The organism is Pseudomonas sp. SDO524_S393 (assembly GCF_054071875.1).
The window spans coordinates 60,317-78,614 of the sequence record NZ_JBSVVZ010000019.1; the positions used below are offsets into that span (position 1 = coordinate 60,317).

Sequence of the window (18,298 nt, forward strand, 5' to 3'; positions counted from 1 at the left end):
TCATGATGAACCTGCACTTCGAAGAGCTGACCGGCAGCGACGGCGCCCGCATCGGCATCGCCAGCCTCGACGCCGAAAAGTCCCTGAATGCCCTGTCCCTGCCGATGATCCTGGCCCTGAGCGAGCGCCTGGACAGCTGGGCCAGAGACCCGAACATTGTGTGTGTGCTGCTGCGCGGCAATGGCCCCAAAGCGTTTTGCGCCGGTGGCGAAGTGCGCAGCCTGGCCCAGGCCTGCCGCGAACAACCGGGTGAAGTGCCGGCGCTGGCCGGGCAGTTCTTTGCGGCGGAATACCGCCTGGACTATCGCCTGCACACCTTCCCCAAACCGCTGATCTGCTGGGGCCACGGTTACGTGCTGGGTGGCGGCATGGGCCTGTTGCAAAGCGCGGCGGTGCGCATCGTCACACCGAGCAGCCGGTTGGCCATGCCCGAGATCAGCATCGGCCTGTACCCGGACGTGGGTGCCAGTTGGTTTCTGTCACGTCTGCCCGGCAAGCTGGGGCTGTTCCTCGGCCTCACGGGCGCGCACATCAACGGGCGCGACGCGTTGGACCTGGGACTCGCCGACCGCTTCCTGCGGGACGATCAACAAGACGAACTGCTCGACGGTTTGCTGCAACTGAACTGGCAGGAACAGACCGCGATGCAGCTCAACAGCCTGCTCAAAGCCCTGGCCCAGGAAGCCGCCAACCAGCAACCCGAAGCGCAATGGTTGCCGCGCCGTGCACTAATCGACGAATGGTTGGACGTGGGTGACATACGCTGCGCCTGGCGGGCCTTGAGCCTGCTGCAAGATCACGCTGACCCACTGTTCCAGCGCGCCGGTAAAACCTTGAGCGAGGGCTGCCCGCTGACCGCGCATCTGGTGTGGGAACAGATCCGACGCGCCCGGCATTTGTCCCTGGCCCAGGTGTTCCAGATGGAATACACCCTGAGCCTCAACTGCTGTCGCCACCCGGAGTTCAGCGAAGGGGTGCGCTCGCGGCTGATCGACAAGGACCACAAGCCCCGTTGGCATTGGCCGGATATCAACACGATTCCCGACGCCGTGGTGCAAGCGCACTTTCACAAGGCCTGGGAAGGCCGCCACCCGCTGGCGGATTTGTCCGACGTTTAGCGATGCCCACCGCCGTGGCCGCCATGCCCGTTGCCGCCCTGGTTATGCCCGCCGCCGTTGCCCCAGCGGCCGTTCCAGCCCTGGTTCGGATAAGGCCGGTAACCGGGTCGAGGGTAATAACGCGGCGCCGGTTGGTAATAGCGCGGCGCCGAGTAATAACGCGGTTGCGGGGCGTAGTAACGCGGTGCGGGGTAGTAGTCGCGGCGGTATTGATACGCCGTGCCGCCGCCGTAGTAATACACCGGCGCCGGCGCGGTGTAGACCTCGGAGCGGTAATAGCTCTGGCCGCCGTCGTAATAGGGCACACACGCGGATAGGGTCAGACCGAGTAAAGCGCTGAGCAGCAGTCGTCGATACATGGCGGCCTCCCGGACCGCGGAAGAGCACCTCCAGCGACGCTGGAGGGCGGCATTCATCTTTCAGTGAATGACGAAATATCTGACATCAAAAACCGAATCTGGTGCGTTTCTGACATAGGTTGAAACATCTGTTTCAGACGAAGCGAGCGCCTCATTGCAGTGCGGGCGCGCACCAGCACAACGCACATCCCTTCCCGCCGCCACAGGCGCCACTGCGCAAACCCGCGCGCTACACGCTTGCCCGCCACTTGGCACGACTCTCGCTTTGTCTCTGGGCGTGCAGGACTGAAAACAGATTCGTGGCACCACAATTTGCAATGGCCGACTAGGGTTCCGGCTCGCGAAACGCGAGTGGCTGGTCCGAGAGTCGGCGACCTCCAGTTGAGGTTACACGGCGGGATAAAAGCCCGGGAGACAAGCCACCGTTCACGGTGCCGCGTTGTTCCTGCCCGCCCCTGATCAACTGGAGAAGCCCCATGCCCTCACTGCGTTTACCCGCCTTGCTCGCCGCCGCGTTTGCCGCCGTGCTGAGTGTTCAAACCCAAGCCGCCCCCAAAGACCACTTCAGCGTGTGCTGGACCATTTACGCCGGCTGGATGCCGTGGGAATACGCCGGCAGCCAGGGCATCCTCGACAAGTGGGCGAAGAAGTACGGCATCACTGTCGACATGGTCCAGCTCAATGACTATGTCGAGTCCATCAACCAGTACACCGCCGGTCAGTTCGACGGCTGCACCATGACCAACATGGACGCGCTGACCATTCCCGCCGCCGGCGGCGTGGACAGCACCGCGCTGGTGGTCAGCGACTTCTCCAACGGCAACGATGGCGTGGTGATCAAGGGCAGCGGCAAGACCGTGGCCGACCTCAAGGGCATGAACGTCAACCTGGTGGAACTCTCCGTGTCCCACTACCTGCTGGCCCGCGCGCTGGAGTCGGCGGACTTGACGGAAAAAGACCTGAAAGTGGTCAACACCTCCGACGCCGACATCGCTGCCGCCTTCAACACCGACCAAGTGCAGGCGGTGACCACCTGGAACCCGATGCTCTCCGAGATCAAGGCCAAGCCTGGCGTAACCGAAGTGTTCGACTCGAGCAAAGTGCCCGGCGAAATCATGGACATGATGGTGGTCAACACCCAGGTCCTCAAGGACAACCCGGCCCTGGGCAAAGCCCTGACCGGTGCCTGGTTCGAAACCGTCGCGCTGATGAACGCCAAGGGCGCGGCCAGCAGCGAAGCGTTGGCGCATATGGCCAAGGCCTCCGGTACTGACCTCAAGGGTTTCCAGGCACAACTGGACACGACCAAGCTGTTCGCGACGCCCCAGGAAGCCCTGGCCTTCGCCACCAGCAAACAGTTGCCCGCCACCATGCGCAAGGTGGCCGAGTTCTCCTTCGAACACGGCCTGCTCGGTGAGGGCGCCAAGGACACCAGCGCCGTGGGCATGAGCTTCGCCAACGGCGTGACCAGCGGCGACACCGCCAACCTCAAGCTGCATTTCGACCCCAGCTACGTGCAGATGGCCGCCGACGGCACGCTGTAAGAGGAGCTGGCCATGCGCCTGATCAACCGTCATCCGCACCGCTCCAGCCGCCTGCTGTTGGTGCTGCTGCCGTTCGCGTTACTGCTGTTCGCCTACTTCGTGGGCTCGGCCGAACGCCTGGCGGACAACCCCAACGACAAGCTGCTGCCCAGCGCCGCCCAAATGGGCGATGCGGTGAAACGCCTGGCGTTCAGCGCCGACGCCCGCACCGGTGAATACGTGCTGTGGCAAGACAGCGCATCGAGCCTGCGCCGTCTGGGCCTGGGCCTTGGCGTCGCGGCCCTCGCCGGCCTGTGCCTGGGCATCGCCGCCGGCACCTTGCCGCTGTTCGGCGCGCCGTTGTCACCCTTGCTGACGGTGCTGTCGATGGTGCCACCGCTGGCGATCCTGCCGATCCTGTTCATCGTGTTCGGGCTGGGGGAATTGTCCAAAGTGATGCTGATCGTGATCGGCATCACCCCGGCGCTGGCGCGGGACCTGGAACAACGTGCGCGGGAAATTCCCGTCGAGTTGCTGGTCAAGGCGCAGACCCTCGGCGCGTCGACCTGGACCCTGATGCTGCGCGTGGTGTTGCCGCAATTGCTGCCGCGCCTGCTGATCTCGCTGCGGCTGATGCTGGGCTCGGCGTGGTTGTTTTTGATCGCCGCCGAAGCCATCGCCTCCACCGACGGGTTGGGTTACCGGATCTTTCTGGTACGCCGCTACCTGGCCATGGACGTGATTGTGCCTTACGTGGTGTGGATCACCCTGCTCGCCTGGTTGATGGACTGGAGCCTCAAGGCCCTGACCCGACGTGCGTTCCCCTGGTACGAAGGAGCGCGTCCATGAGTTTTATCAGCGTCAACAATGTGTGGCAGCGCTATGGCGACCAGGTGGTGCTCGAAGGGCTCGACCTGCAAGTGGCCGAAGGGGAATTCTGCACGCTGGTGGGCACCTCCGGCTGCGGCAAGTCCACCTTCCTGCGCCTGCTGCTGGGCCAGGAAACCGCGAGCAAGGGCCAGATCCTGCTCGACGGCAAACCCCTCGCCAGCGAGCCCGATGCCAGCCGTGGCGTGGTGTTCCAGCGCTATTCGGTGTTCCCGCATTTGAGCGTGCTGGACAACGTTGTCCTAGGCATCGAATTACCGCGTTCACGCCTGCTGGGTCGCCTGTTCGGCACGGCGAAAAAAACCGCGCAGGAACAGGCTGCCGCACTGCTGCACAAGGTGGGTCTTGGCCACGCCCTCGACAAGTACCCGGCGCAACTCTCCGGGGGCATGCAACAGCGCCTGGCCATCGCCCAGGCGCTGATCATGAAACCCCGCGTGTTGCTGCTGGACGAACCCTTCGGCGCGCTCGACCCGGGCATCCGCAAAGACATGCACCAGTTGCTGCTGGAACTGTGGCGCGAAACCCGGTTGACGGTGTTCATGGTCACCCATGACCTCAGCGAAGGTTTCAGCCTGGGCACGCGCCTGCTGGTGTTCGACAAGGTCCGCGTCGACCCCCACGCCCCTGGCGCCTATGGCGCCCGCATCACCTACGACATCCCTTTGAACAGCGAACGCCGCAAGGCGCTCGCCGCAGAACCCGGAGTGACTGCCCCATGACCGATTCCACTCAACTGTTCCCGCCCTTCGCCGAAGAAATGCTCCCCGGCGGTGGCCACCGTTCCTTCGTGCTCAAGCGCGGCCAACTGTTGCGCCTTACCGACCTGCGCGGTGGCGCCAACGTCAGCCTGACGCTGCTCAACGCCAACGAAAAAACCGAGCGCCTGAACCTGCCCGACAGCCTCAAATGCCAGCACACCGCCAAGCTCACCAGCGGTCACTGCCTGTACTCGGACATGGGCCGCGTGCTGGCCGCCATCACCGCCGACACCTGCGGCTGGAGTGACAGCCTTGGCGGTGTGCTGTGCGCCGCCGAAGTCGCCGAAAAATACGGCCAGGGCCGCTACCAGGAACTGCGTAACGGCTTCTTTCGCAACGGCACCGACAACCTCCTGGTGGAACTGGGCAAGTGGGGCCTGGGCCTGTCCGACCTGCTGATGACCCTCAACCTGTTCAGCCGCGTCAATGTGGACAGTGAAGGCGGTTTGCATTTCGTGCCGGGCAATTCCAAAGCCGGCGACTACATCGAACTCTATGCACCAATGGACACCCTGGTGGTGCTCACCGCCTTGCAACACCCCATGGACCCCAACCCCGACTACGCCCCGCAACCGCTGAAACTCAGTTGGATGAACGCCGACCCCAGCGTCGCCGAACACTGCCGTACCTCGCGCCCCGAAAACGAGCGCGGCTTTATCAACACCGACCGCCTGTTTGCCTGAGGAGCCGCCATGTCTACTGCACTGAAACAACCGGAAGCTGCGGTGTACCGCGCCACCATTCCCGCCGGCGAGCCGTGGCTGATGGAGGTCAAGGCCGGGCAGACCCTGCGCATCCTCGACCTCGAGGGCAACCAGGCCGTCGACACGCTGTTCTACAGCCTCAAGAACCCGCGCGAACGCTACGACGTGCAACGCACATTGCGGCGGCAGAACAGCGTGTACCTGGGCACCGGCAGCGTGCTGTATTCCAACCTCGGCCAGCCGATGCTGACCATCGTCGATGACACCTGCGGGCGCCATGACACCCTCGGCGGCGCCTGCGCCCAGGAGAGCAACACCGTGCGCTACGCCCTGGAAAAGCGCTACATGCACAGTTGCCGCGACAACTACCTGCGTGCCTGCGCCCACGATGGTCGGCTGGACAAAGGCGACATCGGGCCGAACATCAATTTTTTCATGAATGTACCGGTCACGGCCGACGGCGGGCTGACGTTCGAAGACGGCATTTCCGCCCCCGGCAAATACGTCGACCTGCGCGCGGAGATGGACGTGATCGTGCTGATTTCCAACTGCCCGCAACTGAACAACCCGTGCAACGCCTACAACCCGACCCCTGCGGAGCTGCTGGTATGGAACTGAAAATGAAGCGGCTGCGTCGCTGGTTGTTTGCGCTGTGCCAATCCAGAGCCGGGCAGTGCCTGCGTAAGCCATGAGGCCCAAGTGTGGGAGCCAGCTCCCGCATTGATTCCAGAGATTTGCGCCGTGGACGACCTTGGCGCTTGCCCCATTGTGCGGGACGACCCGCAGGGTTTTGCCATGTTCGAAAAACTCTTGATCGCCAACCGTGGCGCCATCGCCTGCCGCATCCTGCGCACCTTGCGCGACCTGCACGTCAAGAGCGTCGCGGTGTACGCCGAAGCCGACGCCGCCAGCCTGCATATCCAACAGGCCGACGAGGCCTACAGCCTGGGTGAAGGGGCGGCGGCGGGCACTTACCTGGCGGTGGAAAAAATCCTCGCCACCGCCAAAGCCAGTGGCGCCACAGCGATTCATCCGGGCTACGGCTTTCTCTCGGAAAACGCTGCCTTCGCCGAGGCCTGCGAAAACGCCGGCATCGCCTTTGTAGGGCCGACGCCGGAACAACTGCGCGTGTTCGGCCTCAAGCACACCGCCCGCGCCCTGGCCCGGCAACACCGGATCCCGCTGCTCGAAGGCACCGAACTGCTCGACAGCCTCGACGCCGCCTTGCTGGCCGCCGAACGCGTGGGCTACCCGGTGATGCTCAAAAGCACCGCCGGCGGTGGCGGCATCGGCATGCGCGTGTGCCGCAGCGCGGCGCAATTGAGCGAGTGCTTCGAGGCGGTCAAACGCCTGGGGCAGAACAACTTCAGCGACGCCGGCGTGTTTATCGAGAAATACATCGAGCGGGCCCGCCACCTGGAAGTGCAGGTGTTCGGCGACGGTGCCGGTGAAGTCATCGCCCTGGGCGTGCGCGATTGCTCCGTACAACGACGCAACCAGAAAGTCCTCGAAGAAACCCCGGCGCCCAACCTGCCCGAAGGCATGGCCGAGGCTCTGTGTGCGGCCGCCATCACCCTGGCAAAAGCGGTGAGTTACCGCAGCGCCGGCACCGTGGAATTTATCTACGACAGCGCCGACGGGCGCTTCTACTTCCTCGAAGTGAACACCCGCCTGCAAGTCGAGCACGGCGTGACCGAACAAGTGTGGGGCGTGGACCTGGTGCGCTGGATGGTGCAGTTGGCGGCAGGTGAACTGCCGCCTTTGTGTGGGTTGGTATTGAAGCCCCACGGCCATGCGATTCAGGCGCGTTTGTATGCGGAGGACCCGGGGCGGGATTTCCAGCCGAGCCCGGGGCTATTGACCCAGGTGGACTTCCCGGTGGCCGAAGGCTTGCGCATCGACACTTGGGTGGAAGCCGGGTGCGAAATCCCGCCGTACTTCGATCCGATGATCGCCAAGCTCATCGCCTGGGCACCCACCCGCGAACAGGCGCGCCTGGAGCTGCACCAGGCACTCAGCGACAGCCAGCTCTATGGCGTGGAAACCAACCGCGACTACCTGCGCCAGATTCTGCTCGCCCCGCCCTTCGCCAGCGGCAAGCCCTGGACCCGCTGCCTGGAAGACCTGGTCTATGTCGCGCACACCTTCGAGGTGCTCAGCGCGGGCACGCAAACCAGCGTGCAGGACTATCCCGGCCGCCTCGGTTACTGGGCGGTGGGCGTACCGCCGTCGGGGCCGATGGACAGTCGCGCGTTGCGTCTGGGCAACCGCCTGCTGGGCAATGCCGAGGGCGAGGCCGCGCTGGAAATCACCATGAACGGCCCGGTGCTGCGCTTCAACTGCGCAGCCGTCATCGCCGTCACAGGCGCCGAAATCCCGCTGTTACTGGATGACCGAACGGTGCCGATGAACACCACGCTGGCGGTCGAGGCCGGTTCGGTACTGAGCCTGGGCCACATCAGCGGTGCCGGTGCCCGCAGTTACCTGTGCCTGCGCGGTGGGCTGCAAGTGCCGGCGTATCTGGGCAGTAAAAGTACCTTCACCCTGGGCCAGTTTGGCGGGCACGGCGGGCGGGCGTTGCGTGCCGGGGACGTGCTGCATCTGCTGCCCCTGGCGGACAGGCAGGCGGGCCAGCAATTGATCGCTGAACCGCTGCCGCCAACCCGCACGTTGCGGGTGATCTACGGGCCCCACGGCGCGCCGGAATATTTTCTGCCCGAGTACATCGACACCTTCTTCGCCACCCAGTGGGAAGTGCATTTCAACTCCAGCCGCACCGGCGTGCGCCTGATCGGGCCCAAACCCGCCTGGGCGCGCACCGATGGCGGCGAAGCGGGACTGCACCCGTCGAATATCCATGACAACCCCTACGCCATCGGTGCGGTGGACTTCACCGGCGACATGCCGGTGATCCTCGGGCCGGACGGGCCGAGCCTGGGCGGGTTCGTCTGCCCGGTGACGGTGATCGAGGCGGATCTGTGGCAGCTGGGGCAACTCAAGGCCGGCGACAAAATCCGCTTCGAACCGGTCGACCTCAAGACCGCCCGGGATCTGGCCTTGGAATGGGACCAACGCAGGGAGCCGGGCTTGCCCGCGATGCAGGCAACTCGGTCTCACAGCCATACCGAGGTGATGCCATCGCGGGCAAGCCCGCTCCCACAGTTGAACGAGTTTCCTGTGGTGCTGGATATCGGTGAAGACAGCACCCGCCTGGTCGCGCGCCTCGCCGGCGACACCCACTTGCTGCTGGAAGTCGGCGCCCCCGAGCTGGACCTGGTACTGCGCTTTCGCGCCCATGCCTTGATGCAGGCGCTTGAAGCCCGTGCCCTGCACGGTGTGATCGACCTGACACCGGGCATTCGCTCGCTGCAGGTTCACTACCAGCCCGAGCAATTGCCCTTGACCGACCTGCTCGCGTTGATCAGCCGCGAATGGAGCGCAGTGTGCGCCACGCAGAACCTGCAAGTGCCGTCGCGCATCGTGCACTTGCCGCTGTCGTGGGATGACCCGGCGTGCCAACTGGCCATCGAGAAATACATGACCACCGTGCGCAAGGACGCGCCGTGGTGCCCGAGCAACCTGGAGTTCATCCGTCGCATCAACGACCTGGCCAACCTCGATGAGGTACGCCACACAGTCTTTGATGCAAGCTACCTGGTGATGGGCCTGGGTGACGTGTACCTCGGCGCGCCGGTGGCCACGCCGCTGGATCCGCGCCATCGCCTGGTGACCACCAAATACAACCCGGCCCGAACCTGGACCGCCGAGAACTCGGTGGGCATCGGCGGCGCCTACCTGTGCGTGTATGGCATGGAAGGTCCCGGCGGTTATCAGTTCGTGGGCCGGACCTTGCAGATGTGGAACCGCTACCGCGACGTGGCGGCGTTCGACGGCAAACCGTGGTTGCTGCGCTTCTTTGACCAGATCCGGTTCTACCCGGTGAGCGCCGATGAACTGGTGCGGATTCGTCGGGACTTCCCGCTGGGGCGTTTTGAGCCGGGCATCGAACACAGTCAGTTGAACCTGGCCGACTACCAGGATTTTCTGGCGCGGGAAGCGGCAGGCATCCAGGCGTTTCGCGAGCACCAGCAGCACGCCTTCAACGCCGAACGCGAACGCTGGATCGCCAGTGGCCAGGCGCATTTCGACAGTGAGGAACAGGTGACGCCCCCGGCACAGGACACGCCGTTGCAGGCCAACGAGTACAGCATCGACAGCCCTGTCGCGGGCAATCTCTGGCAGGTGCAGGTGGCTGCCGGTGAGTCGGTGGCCGCCGGGGAAGTGCTGGTGATTCTGGAGTCGATGAAGATGGAGATTCCGGTGCTGGCGCCGTTTGCCGGGCGCGTGCGGGAAATCCCCGTGCAACCGGGCAGTGCCATCGGTGCCGGTCAGCGGGTCGCGGTGCTGGAACGGGACTGACCGGAGCTGTATCGTGCAGGGAATTCCGCGCCCTGCACGATACGACCATGACCACACCCTCCCTCTGTCCCGCCTGCGGCGCCCGCAATGACTGCAGCCTGGCCGACCCGCGCACGGCCGATCAGGCCTGTTGGTGCTACAGCGTCACCATCGACCCCGCAGTGCTCGAAGCCTTGCCCGATGAGCTGCGCAACCGGGCGTGCCTGTGTCCGCGTTGCGCGCGGGTGGACGAGCAATTGCGTGGAGCCGGGCAGCGGTAATGCGCGTCGACCGATTCCTCAGCAACCTGCCCCGTTTCAATCGCCAGCAAGTACGGCTGTTGCTGGTGGCGCGGCGGGTCACGGTGGATGGCGTGGCGGTCAGCGACCCTTACCACGAGGTGCGGGAGTTCAGCCGGGTGTGCGTGGACGATGAGGTGTTGCAAGCCGGCAAACCGGCGCGGTATTTCATGCTGCACAAGCCCAGGGGCTGCGTCAGCGCCACGACGGATCCACAACACACGACGGTACTCGACCTGCTGGATGAATCCGACAAAGACGAGCTGCACATTGCCGGTCGTCTGGACTTCAACACCACCGGCCTGTTGCTGATCACCAATGACGGCCAATGGTCACGGCGCCTGACGCAACCGCAGACCAAGTTGCCCAAGGTTTACTGTGTAGAAACCGAACAGGTGATCGGCCCAGAGTACGCAATCACCTTTGCCAAGGGCCTGTATTTCGCCTTCGAAGACCTCACCACCCAACCCGCCGAGCTGGAACTGCTGGGGCCCAGGACCGCGCGGTTGAGCATCATCGAGGGCCGTTATCACCAGGTAAAACGCATGTTCGGGCATTTTGACAACAAGGTGATCGGCCTGCACCGGGAGCGAATGGGTCCGCTGGCACTGGATGCAACCCTTGCACCGGGCCAGTATCGAGCACTGACCGACGACGAAATAAAGCAGGTCTGACGACCGTTCAGCCGGTGATGGCAAAAACCCATGGCGACGGCTTGCGACATCCCGGGTCTGCTGCTTGAATCAAGATCACCGGTTCTGCCATGACCGGCGAGTCATCTATAACCTCCAAGAAACACCTTGCCCCGCCCGCGTTCGATCCACGGGCCTCTCAGGCAAACAGCCCGCCATAACAACACCCGCCGGCCAGCCGTATCGGACCGACATGGGCCTCCTTTTCCAGGCGTATGCCTACCTGTCACAAAGCTCGTGCAGAGTTATCTGCGCGCCATACCCGCTTGCCAGGAGTCTTACGACATGAGGCCAGAAATCGCTGTGTTGGATATACAGGGTCAATATCGGGTTTACACGGAGTTCTATCGTGCGCAAGTGCCTGCAAAGACCATCATTCTGGTCAACGGCTCGATGGCCACCACGGCCTCCTTCGCCCAAACCGTGAAAAACCTGCACCCGCAATTCAATGTAGTTTTGTACGACCAGCCCTACGCTGGCCGCTCAAAGATCCATAACCGCCATGAGCATATGCTGACGAAAGAAGTGGAGGGCCAGATCCTGCTGGAACTCATCGAGCACTTCGCCGCCGAACATGTGCTGTCATTTTCCTGGGGCGGCGTGGCAACGCTCATCGCGCTCGCCCAACGACCCCGTCGCGTGGAAAAAGCCGTGATCAGTTCGTTCTCCCCGGTGATCAACGCGCCCATGCGCGACTACCTGGAGCGCGGTGTCGACTACCTCGGCAACCTCGACCGCGACCGCGTCGGTCATCTGGTCAACAGCACCATCGGCAAACACCTGCCGTCGCTGTTCAAGCGCTTCAACTACAAACATGTGAGCAGCCTGGCCGAGCATGAATACGGGCAGATGCACTTCCATATCCACCAAGTGCTCAACAGCGACCGCCTGTGCTATCTCAAGGCCGCTCGGCAGATCGATATTCCGGTGCTGTTCGTGAACGGCGAATGGGACGAGTACACCAGTGCCCAGGACGCCAGGCTGTTCGGCCAGCATGTGGTCAACAGCAGCTTCAGCACCGTGCAGGCCACCGGGCATTTTCTGGACATGGAACACAAGGCGGCCTGCCGGGATACCCGCGCGGCGGTAGTCGGTTTTCTGGAAGGGCAGCGGCCGGCGAGTCGATTGCGCTATCACCCGGGCCAGACACAGCATGCGTTTGCGATTTGAAAGGGAGTATCGGAGGGGGGGGGCTTATGTGGGGCCAGGCTTGCCCGCGATGCAGGCGCCTCGGTGTGTCAGTCACACTGGGGTGAAGCGATCGCCGGCAAGCCAGCGCCTACATTTGCATGCGTCGAGCCTGGTTCGGTTTGCCTTGCCCAAGGCACGTAAACCACACATTTTTGAAGAAAAACTTCAAATCCCGGCGAACATCTGGTACAAAGTCAGCCGCTTTGAGCGGGTATAGTTTAGTGGCAAAACGAAAGCTTCCCAAGCTTTAGTTGAGGGTTCGATTCCCTCTACCCGCTCCATACAGCGCTCTCCGCAAGACCTCAAGCCCAGCAATATGGCGCTTACACCTTATAAACACCAATATTCATACCCCAACAAGAGTGGTCGGAAATCGACCTTGAGAAGGGGCTGTATGCACATACAAAATTTGAGTTAATCCAGTGTCAATGTCGACAAAAACAATTGCGAGTAGCTTGGCATCCCCACGCCTCTGGAGATGCGCCAGCACCACGGTCTCTTGCTGGAAAACGAGATCCAGAAACTGAACCTGCTACTGCGCAAAGTCCGCGAAAATATCTATGGCCTGGTCAAAATAAATGATGGTCTGGTTGCCGAAAATAAGCCGTTCAGGGGCTACCTCATTACCAGCGGCGCTAAGTCGGCAGAGTTTCACCAGGAAATACGTCGCTCGCGAACCTGGCTTAAATTTACAAACGCGCGGCCGATGAGCTTCGCAGAATGCTGGAAGGCACGGCGCTCCCTCCCAGCCTCTCAACGGGCCATCGCATTACTTTGTCAGAGCCCTTTCATATGCCTGGCAGGCACTCAACGCGATCAATCCTTGGTCGTCGGCGCTGGTGGCGGAGATAATTCGTTGAATGAACATGTGCCGTGGCAAGTCGCGCTCGCGAGGGGGCATGAACCACGCCGACAGAGACAAACGAAAAGATAGATCAAAATTTGTTCACAAATGCTAAGTTGACTAATGTGACTTCAGGATCATAATCAGCCGTCTAATCGGCACCCACGAGATTACTGTCTGAGGAGGCTCGCATGAGATACAGCACCGCGCTTGACGTCCTCAAGGCGCATTGGGACTTCAAGCTCCCTGTAAACCCAAAGATAATCGCCGAGAAAATGGGCATAGAGGTCAAAGCCGCAGCAGCAGGTGCTCGCGAAAGTGGACATTACCTGTATCGTGACGGAAATCCACTGATCACGTTCAATCAGTCGGAAACTACTGTACGTCAGCGCTTCACCATTGCCCATGAAATCGGTCACCATGTTAATGGGGATCTAGATGCTCCACGTGATACTGATCGACAGATGAGTGCCGGCGCTAGAGATCCTCGCGAGGTTGCTGCCAACCGCTTTGCAGCAGCTCTGCTAATGCCTGCTGCACTGGTTAAACATATGATCTTTGAAGAGAAGGTTACGGACCTTCAAAGGCTTGCTAACACTTTTGGCGTGTCCACCGCTGCCATGGAATTTAGACTTAAAAATATTGGGATTTTATGAGCCAGGAAGGCGAAGGGTTAGCAGGAGGCGAAAGTAGTATTGATGAGGCACTCTTATCTCGCTATCTGACAAAAGAAGTCTGGCGCTACAAATGGGAACAAGGTCTGGCCAAGCTTGCGCTAGGCCTGATCCTGTCGTTCTATGCCCTGCTTGTAGGCTTCATATTTCTAGGAAACGGCAGGATCGTAATAGGGAAGTGGTATTTCCTTATTAGTTTTAAATCGCATGAAGTCACTGACTTACCAATTATCTTGGCACTCGCCTCAATACCTACCATTTTGCTTATCGCTCTTTTACGATACTTCCATTATCGGGATAAGCCGTCTGACTCGCAGGAATCTTTGCTTCCGCCAAGCCTACAAACGGCGAAAGACGTAATGGATATGCTTAATAAGTAGTAATTCTCGAGAGTTACAAGCTTAGCGCCCTCCTCTACTCAATATCCAATAACTCCGCTCACAGGTCAGACCGGCTATTCTGGCGCGGTCGTATGCCGCTGCCAACTCCCCCACTTTTTTGTCAGCCCCTGGAGCAGTTCGGAGAGCATCATTGCGGCGCGGGTGGCTGACGCACCTCGCTGGGTAGCTCGGGTATCGCAGCAGGCAGTGGCGGCAAGCTTATTATCATCTGCCTGCAACCTATCGCCGATCTGAGCAAACTGTGAGCCGAGGATACGGCCTTCCCAAACCGAGCTAGACGAGCGACAGACCCGGCCACGTTACGACACTGCCGAGATCGTGGGATGGATCGCGTCGAAGAAAAACTCCAGATCTTCTGCTACTTCAGACTAGTAGCTACGCATCAGATATAGTCTGATAAACAAATGTGAGTTCTATGAGGATAAATAATGGAATGGGGATCAGTAGCTGACTGGGTATCAGGTATAGGATCATTCCTCGCCGTTGCTACTGCTCTATATCTGTCCCGCGCAGCGCAACGAGTTCGCCTTACGGGATACTGCGGACACCGTATTGTCGTGAGCCAGGGAATGGATCCAGTAGACCTTTTTTCTGTAAGCGTCACCAACGTAGGGGCGAGAGCAACAGTCGTTAGCGGTATATGGATAAGGGTTGGAGTCTTCAGAAAAAGGCACGCCATGCTTGTTCTAAATGCTGACGAATACTCTGTTGGCATCCCTAAGACGCTATCCGATGGTGAAACGGCGCATTGGGGGGTGCCTCTACAGACCGACCGCTCATGGGTGACAAGCCTTTGTGCTGATTTTGTAAAGTCCCAATTCGACGTGGCCACTTTTCGGGTGACGGTCAACACCACAAACGGTGGGAGTTTTACTTTGAACCCGGGCAAGCCATTCAGAAAAATAATGAGTGAGACCCTGAAAAAGAATGCAGACATCACCAATAGTGAATCGGCATAGCTCTATCGACCTTGTATGGCGATGTGTATGGAAAACAAGACTACCCTTATAGATCTGTCATATTTACTGATTGGTTAGACTCTCTGCCCGCTCCACATAGCGTCCACTCTAATGTCAGTTTTTTGACGAGCAAGTTAAAAAACCGGTCCTTGGTGACCGTTTTTTTATGGGTGGGATTTGGCATACCCACGTCCCTACACACGAAACCTCCCTCCCCTACGTACGTTATTCACGCGAGCGGACAGACTTAAACACGCATGACTCTGAAGATCAGCGGTTCCTTCAACCGCTTTTTTATACATATAAAATATGCATAATGAAAACCTTCAGAATTCAATATGACACCACGAAAAATACCCTGAACAAAATGAAGCACAAGGGCGTAAGCCTGGCAGATACAGAGCCGGTGTTTTATGACGAAGCGGCGCTCGTATGGCAAACCCATGATCATGATGAACATCGCTGGTGCATCATCGGAAAAGACGCAACCGGAAGAATATTGGTGGTCGCGTACACCTACCGGGACCCGAACTTTGTAAGGCCTATCAGCGCAAGGCTCGCGTCCAAAAATGAACGAAGGAAATACCTGGAGGCTTGAATCATGAAAAACGAATATGACCTCGGCAAGGCCAAGCGCGGCGCTGTAGCCAGCAACAAAGGCAAAACCCGGATCACCATCATGCTGGATGACGCAGTGATTGGGGCCGCACGGGAACGTGCCGAAAACGCAGGCACCGGTTATCAGACCGTCATCAACAATATTCTTCGCCAGGCGCTGATTTCTCAGGAAATTCATGAGCTGGCGCCAGCGCCGAAAAAGAAAGCCAAAACACTTCAGGTCATCAATAACCTGATCAGCCAGTCTGAAATAGAAGCGCTGGAACAGCAATTGATCGCCGTCGCCGGAGAGCTTCACCGGGTACTGGGCGCAGCCAATAATGACGAACAGAAACCCAAGCCCACTGTGTGATGTCTCATCATCCCCCCTCCAGATACTCGTACCGAAGGGCTAGGTTGATAGACAAAGTACCGCGCCAATTGCGTTCAAACATTCGCACGCAAAGCGCTGTTAACCCCCCACGCCAGCGGCAACGTCACCAGCAGCAACCCCGCCAGCACCATCACTGCCACCGGCACACCCAGCGTATCGCCGACGGCCCCAAACACCACCGGCGCCAGCGCCCCGCCGCCGATGGTGCCGGTATAAAACAGCGCGAAGGCCTGCTCTCGCTTGCCCGCACCGGCCAGGTCCGGTACCGCGCCGTACAGCACCGAGGACGTGCCATTGAGCGCCAGGCCCAGCACCGGCAGCAGCATCATCAACCCGCTCAAAGGCAGGTAGACCGCAGCCACGATCAACAAGGCCGTGGTGGTTTCCGTCAGCCACACCGTCTTCATCATGCCGATGCGCACACCGAGATAACCGCAGAACAATTTGCCAAAGGCGCCGCCGATAAACAGCATCGTCAGCGCCAGCCCGATACCGGCGGTACCGGCACCTTTGGCTTGCAGCAAAAACGGCAGGAAGGTGAGAAACCCCATGCGCACGGCGCTGTCGAGGGTACCGGTGAGGATCAGCGCGCGCAGGCCGCCGGCAGAACCGGTGCCGCCCAAGGGCGTGGGTTTCTGACTCGCCATGGCGTTGTCGGCCTGGCGGGGAATCAGCCACCACAACAGCCCCGCAGCTGCCAATCCCAGCAACCCAAGCAGCGTGGCGCTGGCACGCCAGCTGATCACGGTGAGCAGCAACCCGACGAGGCCAGGGATCAGGGTTTTGCCGATGTCGCCAGAAAAGTTGTATTGGGACAGCGCCTGTTTGACGCCGCCACCGGCTTCATAGGCGTCGGTAATCATGGAGGACGCCAAAGGATGTTGGGCACTGGCCCCCAAGCCCCCCAATAACAACGCCAGCAACAACACCCCCAACCCGCTGGCTTGTCCCGCCAACAGGTAGGCTGCTCCTGCCAGCGCCGTGCCGCCTATCAACAACGGCGCACGGCCCCAGCGCTTCGCTGCGCGGCTGGCCATAAGTTGCAACACCGCCATCGTCCCGGAATAGGCGCCGCGCAGTAGTCCTATCTGAGCGTAGGACAGCGCAAACTGAGCCTGCCAGATCGGCAGCAACACGTAGATGACATCGGTGAGGCCGTCATGCACGGCGTGGGCGCTGCAGCCCGCGAACAACGCGCGGCGGCGGGTGGATGTTTCGGCTGTGGGCAGGATGACAGTGGCGTTCATGGTGTCGGGGTCGCTTCAGGTTCAGGGGGCTTCCAGCCGGTCAGGGCGATCAGCAGGGTCAGGAGCTGGAAGGCGATGATCAGCACCACACAGCCCGTCCACCCCCAGCGCTCCCAGAGCAACGCAGGCACAACGGCACCGCCACTGCCACCCAGGTAATAACACGTGAGGTAGACGCCAACGGCAGCGGCCTTGTTGCCGCGGGCCGTGGCCGTGGTAAAGGCATTGGCGGCAGCCTGGGCCAGAAACACGCCGGTGGAGCTAAGGGCCAGGCCCGCCACGATGCAGCCCAGGGAGGGCACCAGGGTCAGGGCGGAACCACTGACGCCGAGCACCGCGGCCACCGTCAGCAGTTCGGCATGGGGCCGTGCCTTACTGAGACGCCCGGCAATGGGAATCACGATCAGGGCCAGCAGGAACACCATGTAAAGCGTGCCCAAGGCCGCAGGCCCCAGGTTGAACGGAGGCAGTCCAAGATACAGGCCGGCGTAGGTAAACGCCGCGACCTGGGAGAACAACACGCAAAAACCCACGGCATACGCAGCCAACAGGGGCTTGCGAAACACACCTGAAACACCGACGTTGACCCGCTTCGTTTTCGCACGACTGGCCGGCAACAGGAACTGGATGAACCCACCCACCATCAGGCTCAGTGCCGCGAGCCATTCAAAGGCTTCGCGCCAGCCTGCATACTCGGTCATCACGCCGGTCACAAAGCGCCCGGCGAACCCGCCCAACACGGTGCCCGCCACGTACAGACTGGTGACTTCAGTGACCGTCGCCCCGCTCCATCGGTCGCCGATGTAGGCCACGCTGGTGGCAAATACCACCGGGATCAACATGCCTTCGACAAACCGCCAGGCGAGCACTTCGGCAAAGCTGCCGGCATGGGCCGTCATCCACGCTGGTACTGCCAGCAGCAGCGCCGCCACCGAAATCACCCTGCGCGGTTCGAAACGCCCGGTCAGGCGACCGACAAAGGGGGCCGTCATGGCGACTGCCAGGGTCGTCACGGTAATGCTCCACCCCGCCGCCCTGGCGCTGATCTGAAACTGTGCGGCAAACGTCTGCAGGATGCTCTGGGTAGCATAAAGGTTGAGAAACGCCGCGCAGCCACACAGAAACAGGGCCAGGCGGGCACAATGCAAGCGCGGTTTCATGAAACCTCTCGTTTTATTTTGTGCGGTCTTTATAGAATGACTGGCGGCGCTTGAACCAATACCGATTTCGAACCGATCAATACCCAGGG

Annotated in this window: 18 protein-coding genes, 1 tRNA gene, 1 pseudogene and 1 riboswitch; of the genes and pseudogenes, 16 read left to right on the forward strand and 4 right to left on the reverse strand. The window is 60.8% G+C overall.

The window, feature by feature from the left end:
- The first annotated feature begins 5 nt into the window (after positions 1-5).
- Entirely contained in the window at positions 6-1,118 is a 1,113-nt protein-coding gene (locus tag ACW9IB_RS10965; protein WP_457413610.1) for an enoyl-CoA hydratase/isomerase family protein, read from the forward strand.
- On the opposite strand, the gene ACW9IB_RS10970 is transcribed toward ACW9IB_RS10965, so the two are convergent.
- Positions 1,115-1,477, reverse strand: coding sequence for a hypothetical protein (locus ACW9IB_RS10970; protein ID WP_457364699.1), 363 nt, complete (start codon positions 1,475-1,477; stop codon positions 1,115-1,117). The two genes, ACW9IB_RS10965 and ACW9IB_RS10970, sit on opposite strands and share 4 nt — an antisense overlap.
- 314 nt (positions 1,478-1,791) lie before the next feature.
- Positions 1,792-1,893: riboswitch (guanidine-I (ykkC/yxkD leader) on the forward strand.
- Between the two features lie 60 nt (positions 1,894-1,953).
- Between ACW9IB_RS10970 and ACW9IB_RS10975 the strand changes: the two genes are divergently transcribed.
- The 12 genes from ACW9IB_RS10975 to ACW9IB_RS11030 all read left to right on the forward strand — a co-directional run bounded on the left by ACW9IB_RS10975 (position 1,954) and on the right by ACW9IB_RS11030 (position 13,831).
- Positions 1,954-3,021 carry a putative urea ABC transporter substrate-binding protein gene (locus tag ACW9IB_RS10975; RefSeq protein ID WP_457413611.1) on the forward strand — a complete coding sequence of 356 codons (1,068 nt, stop codon included), beginning with the start codon at positions 1,954-1,956 and terminating at the stop codon, positions 3,019-3,021.
- A gap of 12 nt (positions 3,022-3,033) precedes the next feature.
- Complete coding sequence (locus tag ACW9IB_RS10980; protein WP_457364701.1) at positions 3,034-3,849, forward strand: ABC transporter permease; 816 nt, start codon at positions 3,034-3,036, stop codon at positions 3,847-3,849.
- The gene (locus ACW9IB_RS10985; RefSeq protein ID WP_457413613.1) at positions 3,846-4,610 is read left to right on the forward strand and encodes an ABC transporter ATP-binding protein; all 765 of its coding nucleotides are present in this window, start codon (positions 3,846-3,848) and stop codon (positions 4,608-4,610) included. The genes ACW9IB_RS10980 and ACW9IB_RS10985 overlap by 4 nt, the downstream gene beginning before the upstream one ends.
- The gene (locus ACW9IB_RS10990; protein ID WP_457413614.1) at positions 4,607-5,332 is read left to right on the forward strand and encodes an urea amidolyase associated protein UAAP1; all 726 of its coding nucleotides are present in this window, start codon (positions 4,607-4,609) and stop codon (positions 5,330-5,332) included. The genes ACW9IB_RS10985 and ACW9IB_RS10990 overlap by 4 nt, the downstream gene beginning before the upstream one ends.
- A gap of 9 nt (positions 5,333-5,341) precedes the next feature.
- Complete coding sequence (locus tag ACW9IB_RS10995; protein WP_457413615.1) at positions 5,342-5,971, forward strand: urea amidolyase associated protein UAAP2; 630 nt, start codon at positions 5,342-5,344, stop codon at positions 5,969-5,971.
- 177 nt (positions 5,972-6,148) lie between these two features.
- Positions 6,149-9,772 (forward strand): urea carboxylase, encoded by a 3,624-nt coding sequence (gene uca, locus ACW9IB_RS11000; RefSeq protein WP_457413618.1) that lies wholly within the window; start codon positions 6,149-6,151, stop codon positions 9,770-9,772.
- Positions 9,773-9,819: 47 nt separating this feature from the next.
- On the forward strand, positions 9,820-10,032 hold the full coding sequence (locus ACW9IB_RS11005; RefSeq protein WP_457364706.1) for a cysteine-rich CWC family protein: 213 nt from the start codon (positions 9,820-9,822) through the stop codon (positions 10,030-10,032).
- Positions 10,032-10,724 (forward strand): pseudouridine synthase, encoded by a 693-nt coding sequence (locus tag ACW9IB_RS11010; RefSeq protein ID WP_457413619.1) that lies wholly within the window; start codon positions 10,032-10,034, stop codon positions 10,722-10,724. The genes ACW9IB_RS11005 and ACW9IB_RS11010 overlap by 1 nt, the downstream gene beginning before the upstream one ends.
- A gap of 303 nt (positions 10,725-11,027) precedes the next feature.
- Positions 11,028-11,912 carry an alpha/beta fold hydrolase gene (locus ACW9IB_RS11015; protein WP_457364708.1) on the forward strand — a complete coding sequence of 295 codons (885 nt, stop codon included), beginning with the start codon at positions 11,028-11,030 and terminating at the stop codon, positions 11,910-11,912.
- Positions 11,913-12,140: 228 nt separating this feature from the next.
- Positions 12,141-12,214, forward strand: a tRNA-Gly gene (locus tag ACW9IB_RS11020).
- Positions 12,215-12,968: 754 nt separating this feature from the next.
- Complete coding sequence (locus ACW9IB_RS11025) at positions 12,969-13,433, forward strand: ImmA/IrrE family metallo-endopeptidase (RefSeq protein ID WP_457413620.1); 465 nt, start codon at positions 12,969-12,971, stop codon at positions 13,431-13,433.
- Complete coding sequence (locus ACW9IB_RS11030) at positions 13,430-13,831, forward strand: hypothetical protein (protein WP_457413621.1); 402 nt, start codon at positions 13,430-13,432, stop codon at positions 13,829-13,831. The genes ACW9IB_RS11025 and ACW9IB_RS11030 overlap by 4 nt, the downstream gene beginning before the upstream one ends.
- Positions 13,832-13,852: 21 nt before the next feature.
- Here the strand turns inward: ACW9IB_RS11030 and ACW9IB_RS11035 are convergent.
- Positions 13,853-14,079, reverse strand: a pseudogene (locus tag ACW9IB_RS11035) (DUF2514 family protein); the annotation flags it as partial.
- A 342-nt stretch (positions 14,080-14,421) separates the two neighbouring features.
- Between ACW9IB_RS11035 and ACW9IB_RS11040 the strand changes: the two are divergent.
- The 3 genes from ACW9IB_RS11040 (at position 14,422) to ACW9IB_RS11050 (ending at position 15,781) form a co-directional block, all read left to right on the forward strand.
- Positions 14,422-14,811 (forward strand): hypothetical protein, encoded by a 390-nt coding sequence (locus ACW9IB_RS11040; RefSeq protein WP_457413622.1) that lies wholly within the window; start codon positions 14,422-14,424, stop codon positions 14,809-14,811.
- A 316-nt stretch (positions 14,812-15,127) separates the two neighbouring features.
- A complete protein-coding gene (locus ACW9IB_RS11045; RefSeq protein WP_457413623.1) occupies positions 15,128-15,409 on the forward strand; it encodes a BrnT family toxin in 282 nt (93 codons plus the stop codon).
- A gap of 3 nt (positions 15,410-15,412) precedes the next feature.
- Positions 15,413-15,781 (forward strand): BrnA antitoxin family protein, encoded by a 369-nt coding sequence (locus ACW9IB_RS11050; protein ID WP_457413624.1) that lies wholly within the window; start codon positions 15,413-15,415, stop codon positions 15,779-15,781.
- A gap of 74 nt (positions 15,782-15,855) precedes the next feature.
- Here the strand turns inward: ACW9IB_RS11050 and ACW9IB_RS11055 are convergent, their stop codons facing one another.
- Positions 15,856-17,049 carry an MFS transporter gene (locus ACW9IB_RS11055; RefSeq protein ID WP_457413625.1) on the reverse strand — a complete coding sequence of 398 codons (1,194 nt, stop codon included), beginning with the start codon at positions 17,047-17,049 and terminating at the stop codon, positions 15,856-15,858.
- Complete coding sequence (locus ACW9IB_RS11060) at positions 17,046-18,209, reverse strand: MFS transporter (RefSeq protein ID WP_457413627.1); 1,164 nt, start codon at positions 18,207-18,209, stop codon at positions 17,046-17,048. Before ACW9IB_RS11060 ends, ACW9IB_RS11055 begins: the two co-directional genes overlap by 4 nt.
- Positions 18,210-18,298 lie beyond the last annotated feature (89 nt).

Coding starts and splice junctions, on each gene's coding strand:
- ACW9IB_RS10985 (WP_457413613.1), top strand. CDS start 3,846: ATGAGTTTTATCAGCGTCAACAATGTGTGGCAGCGCTATGGCGACCAG.
- ACW9IB_RS11060 (WP_457413627.1), bottom strand. CDS start 18,209: ATGAAACCGCGCTTGCATTGTGCCCGCCTGGCCCTGTTTCTGTGTGGC.
- ACW9IB_RS11005 (WP_457364706.1), top strand. CDS start 9,820: ATGACCACACCCTCCCTCTGTCCCGCCTGCGGCGCCCGCAATGACTGC.
- ACW9IB_RS11015 (WP_457364708.1), top strand. CDS start 11,028: ATGAGGCCAGAAATCGCTGTGTTGGATATACAGGGTCAATATCGGGTT.
- ACW9IB_RS11010 (WP_457413619.1), top strand. CDS start 10,032: ATGCGCGTCGACCGATTCCTCAGCAACCTGCCCCGTTTCAATCGCCAG.
- ACW9IB_RS10990 (WP_457413614.1), top strand. CDS start 4,607: ATGACCGATTCCACTCAACTGTTCCCGCCCTTCGCCGAAGAAATGCTC.
- ACW9IB_RS11055 (WP_457413625.1), bottom strand. CDS start 17,049: ATGAACGCCACTGTCATCCTGCCCACAGCCGAAACATCCACCCGCCGC.
- ACW9IB_RS10970 (WP_457364699.1), bottom strand. CDS start 1,477: ATGTATCGACGACTGCTGCTCAGCGCTTTACTCGGTCTGACCCTATCC.
- ACW9IB_RS11050 (WP_457413624.1), top strand. CDS start 15,413: ATGAAAAACGAATATGACCTCGGCAAGGCCAAGCGCGGCGCTGTAGCC.
- ACW9IB_RS10980 (WP_457364701.1), top strand. CDS start 3,034: ATGCGCCTGATCAACCGTCATCCGCACCGCTCCAGCCGCCTGCTGTTG.
- ACW9IB_RS10995 (WP_457413615.1), top strand. CDS start 5,342: ATGTCTACTGCACTGAAACAACCGGAAGCTGCGGTGTACCGCGCCACC.
- ACW9IB_RS10975 (WP_457413611.1), top strand. CDS start 1,954: ATGCCCTCACTGCGTTTACCCGCCTTGCTCGCCGCCGCGTTTGCCGCC.
- ACW9IB_RS11025 (WP_457413620.1), top strand. CDS start 12,969: ATGAGATACAGCACCGCGCTTGACGTCCTCAAGGCGCATTGGGACTTC.
- ACW9IB_RS10965 (WP_457413610.1), top strand. CDS start 6: ATGAACCTGCACTTCGAAGAGCTGACCGGCAGCGACGGCGCCCGCATC.
- uca (WP_457413618.1), top strand. CDS start 6,149: ATGTTCGAAAAACTCTTGATCGCCAACCGTGGCGCCATCGCCTGCCGC.
- ACW9IB_RS11040 (WP_457413622.1), top strand. CDS start 14,422: ATGGATCCAGTAGACCTTTTTTCTGTAAGCGTCACCAACGTAGGGGCG.
- ACW9IB_RS11045 (WP_457413623.1), top strand. CDS start 15,128: ATGAAAACCTTCAGAATTCAATATGACACCACGAAAAATACCCTGAAC.
- ACW9IB_RS11030 (WP_457413621.1), top strand. CDS start 13,430: ATGAGCCAGGAAGGCGAAGGGTTAGCAGGAGGCGAAAGTAGTATTGAT.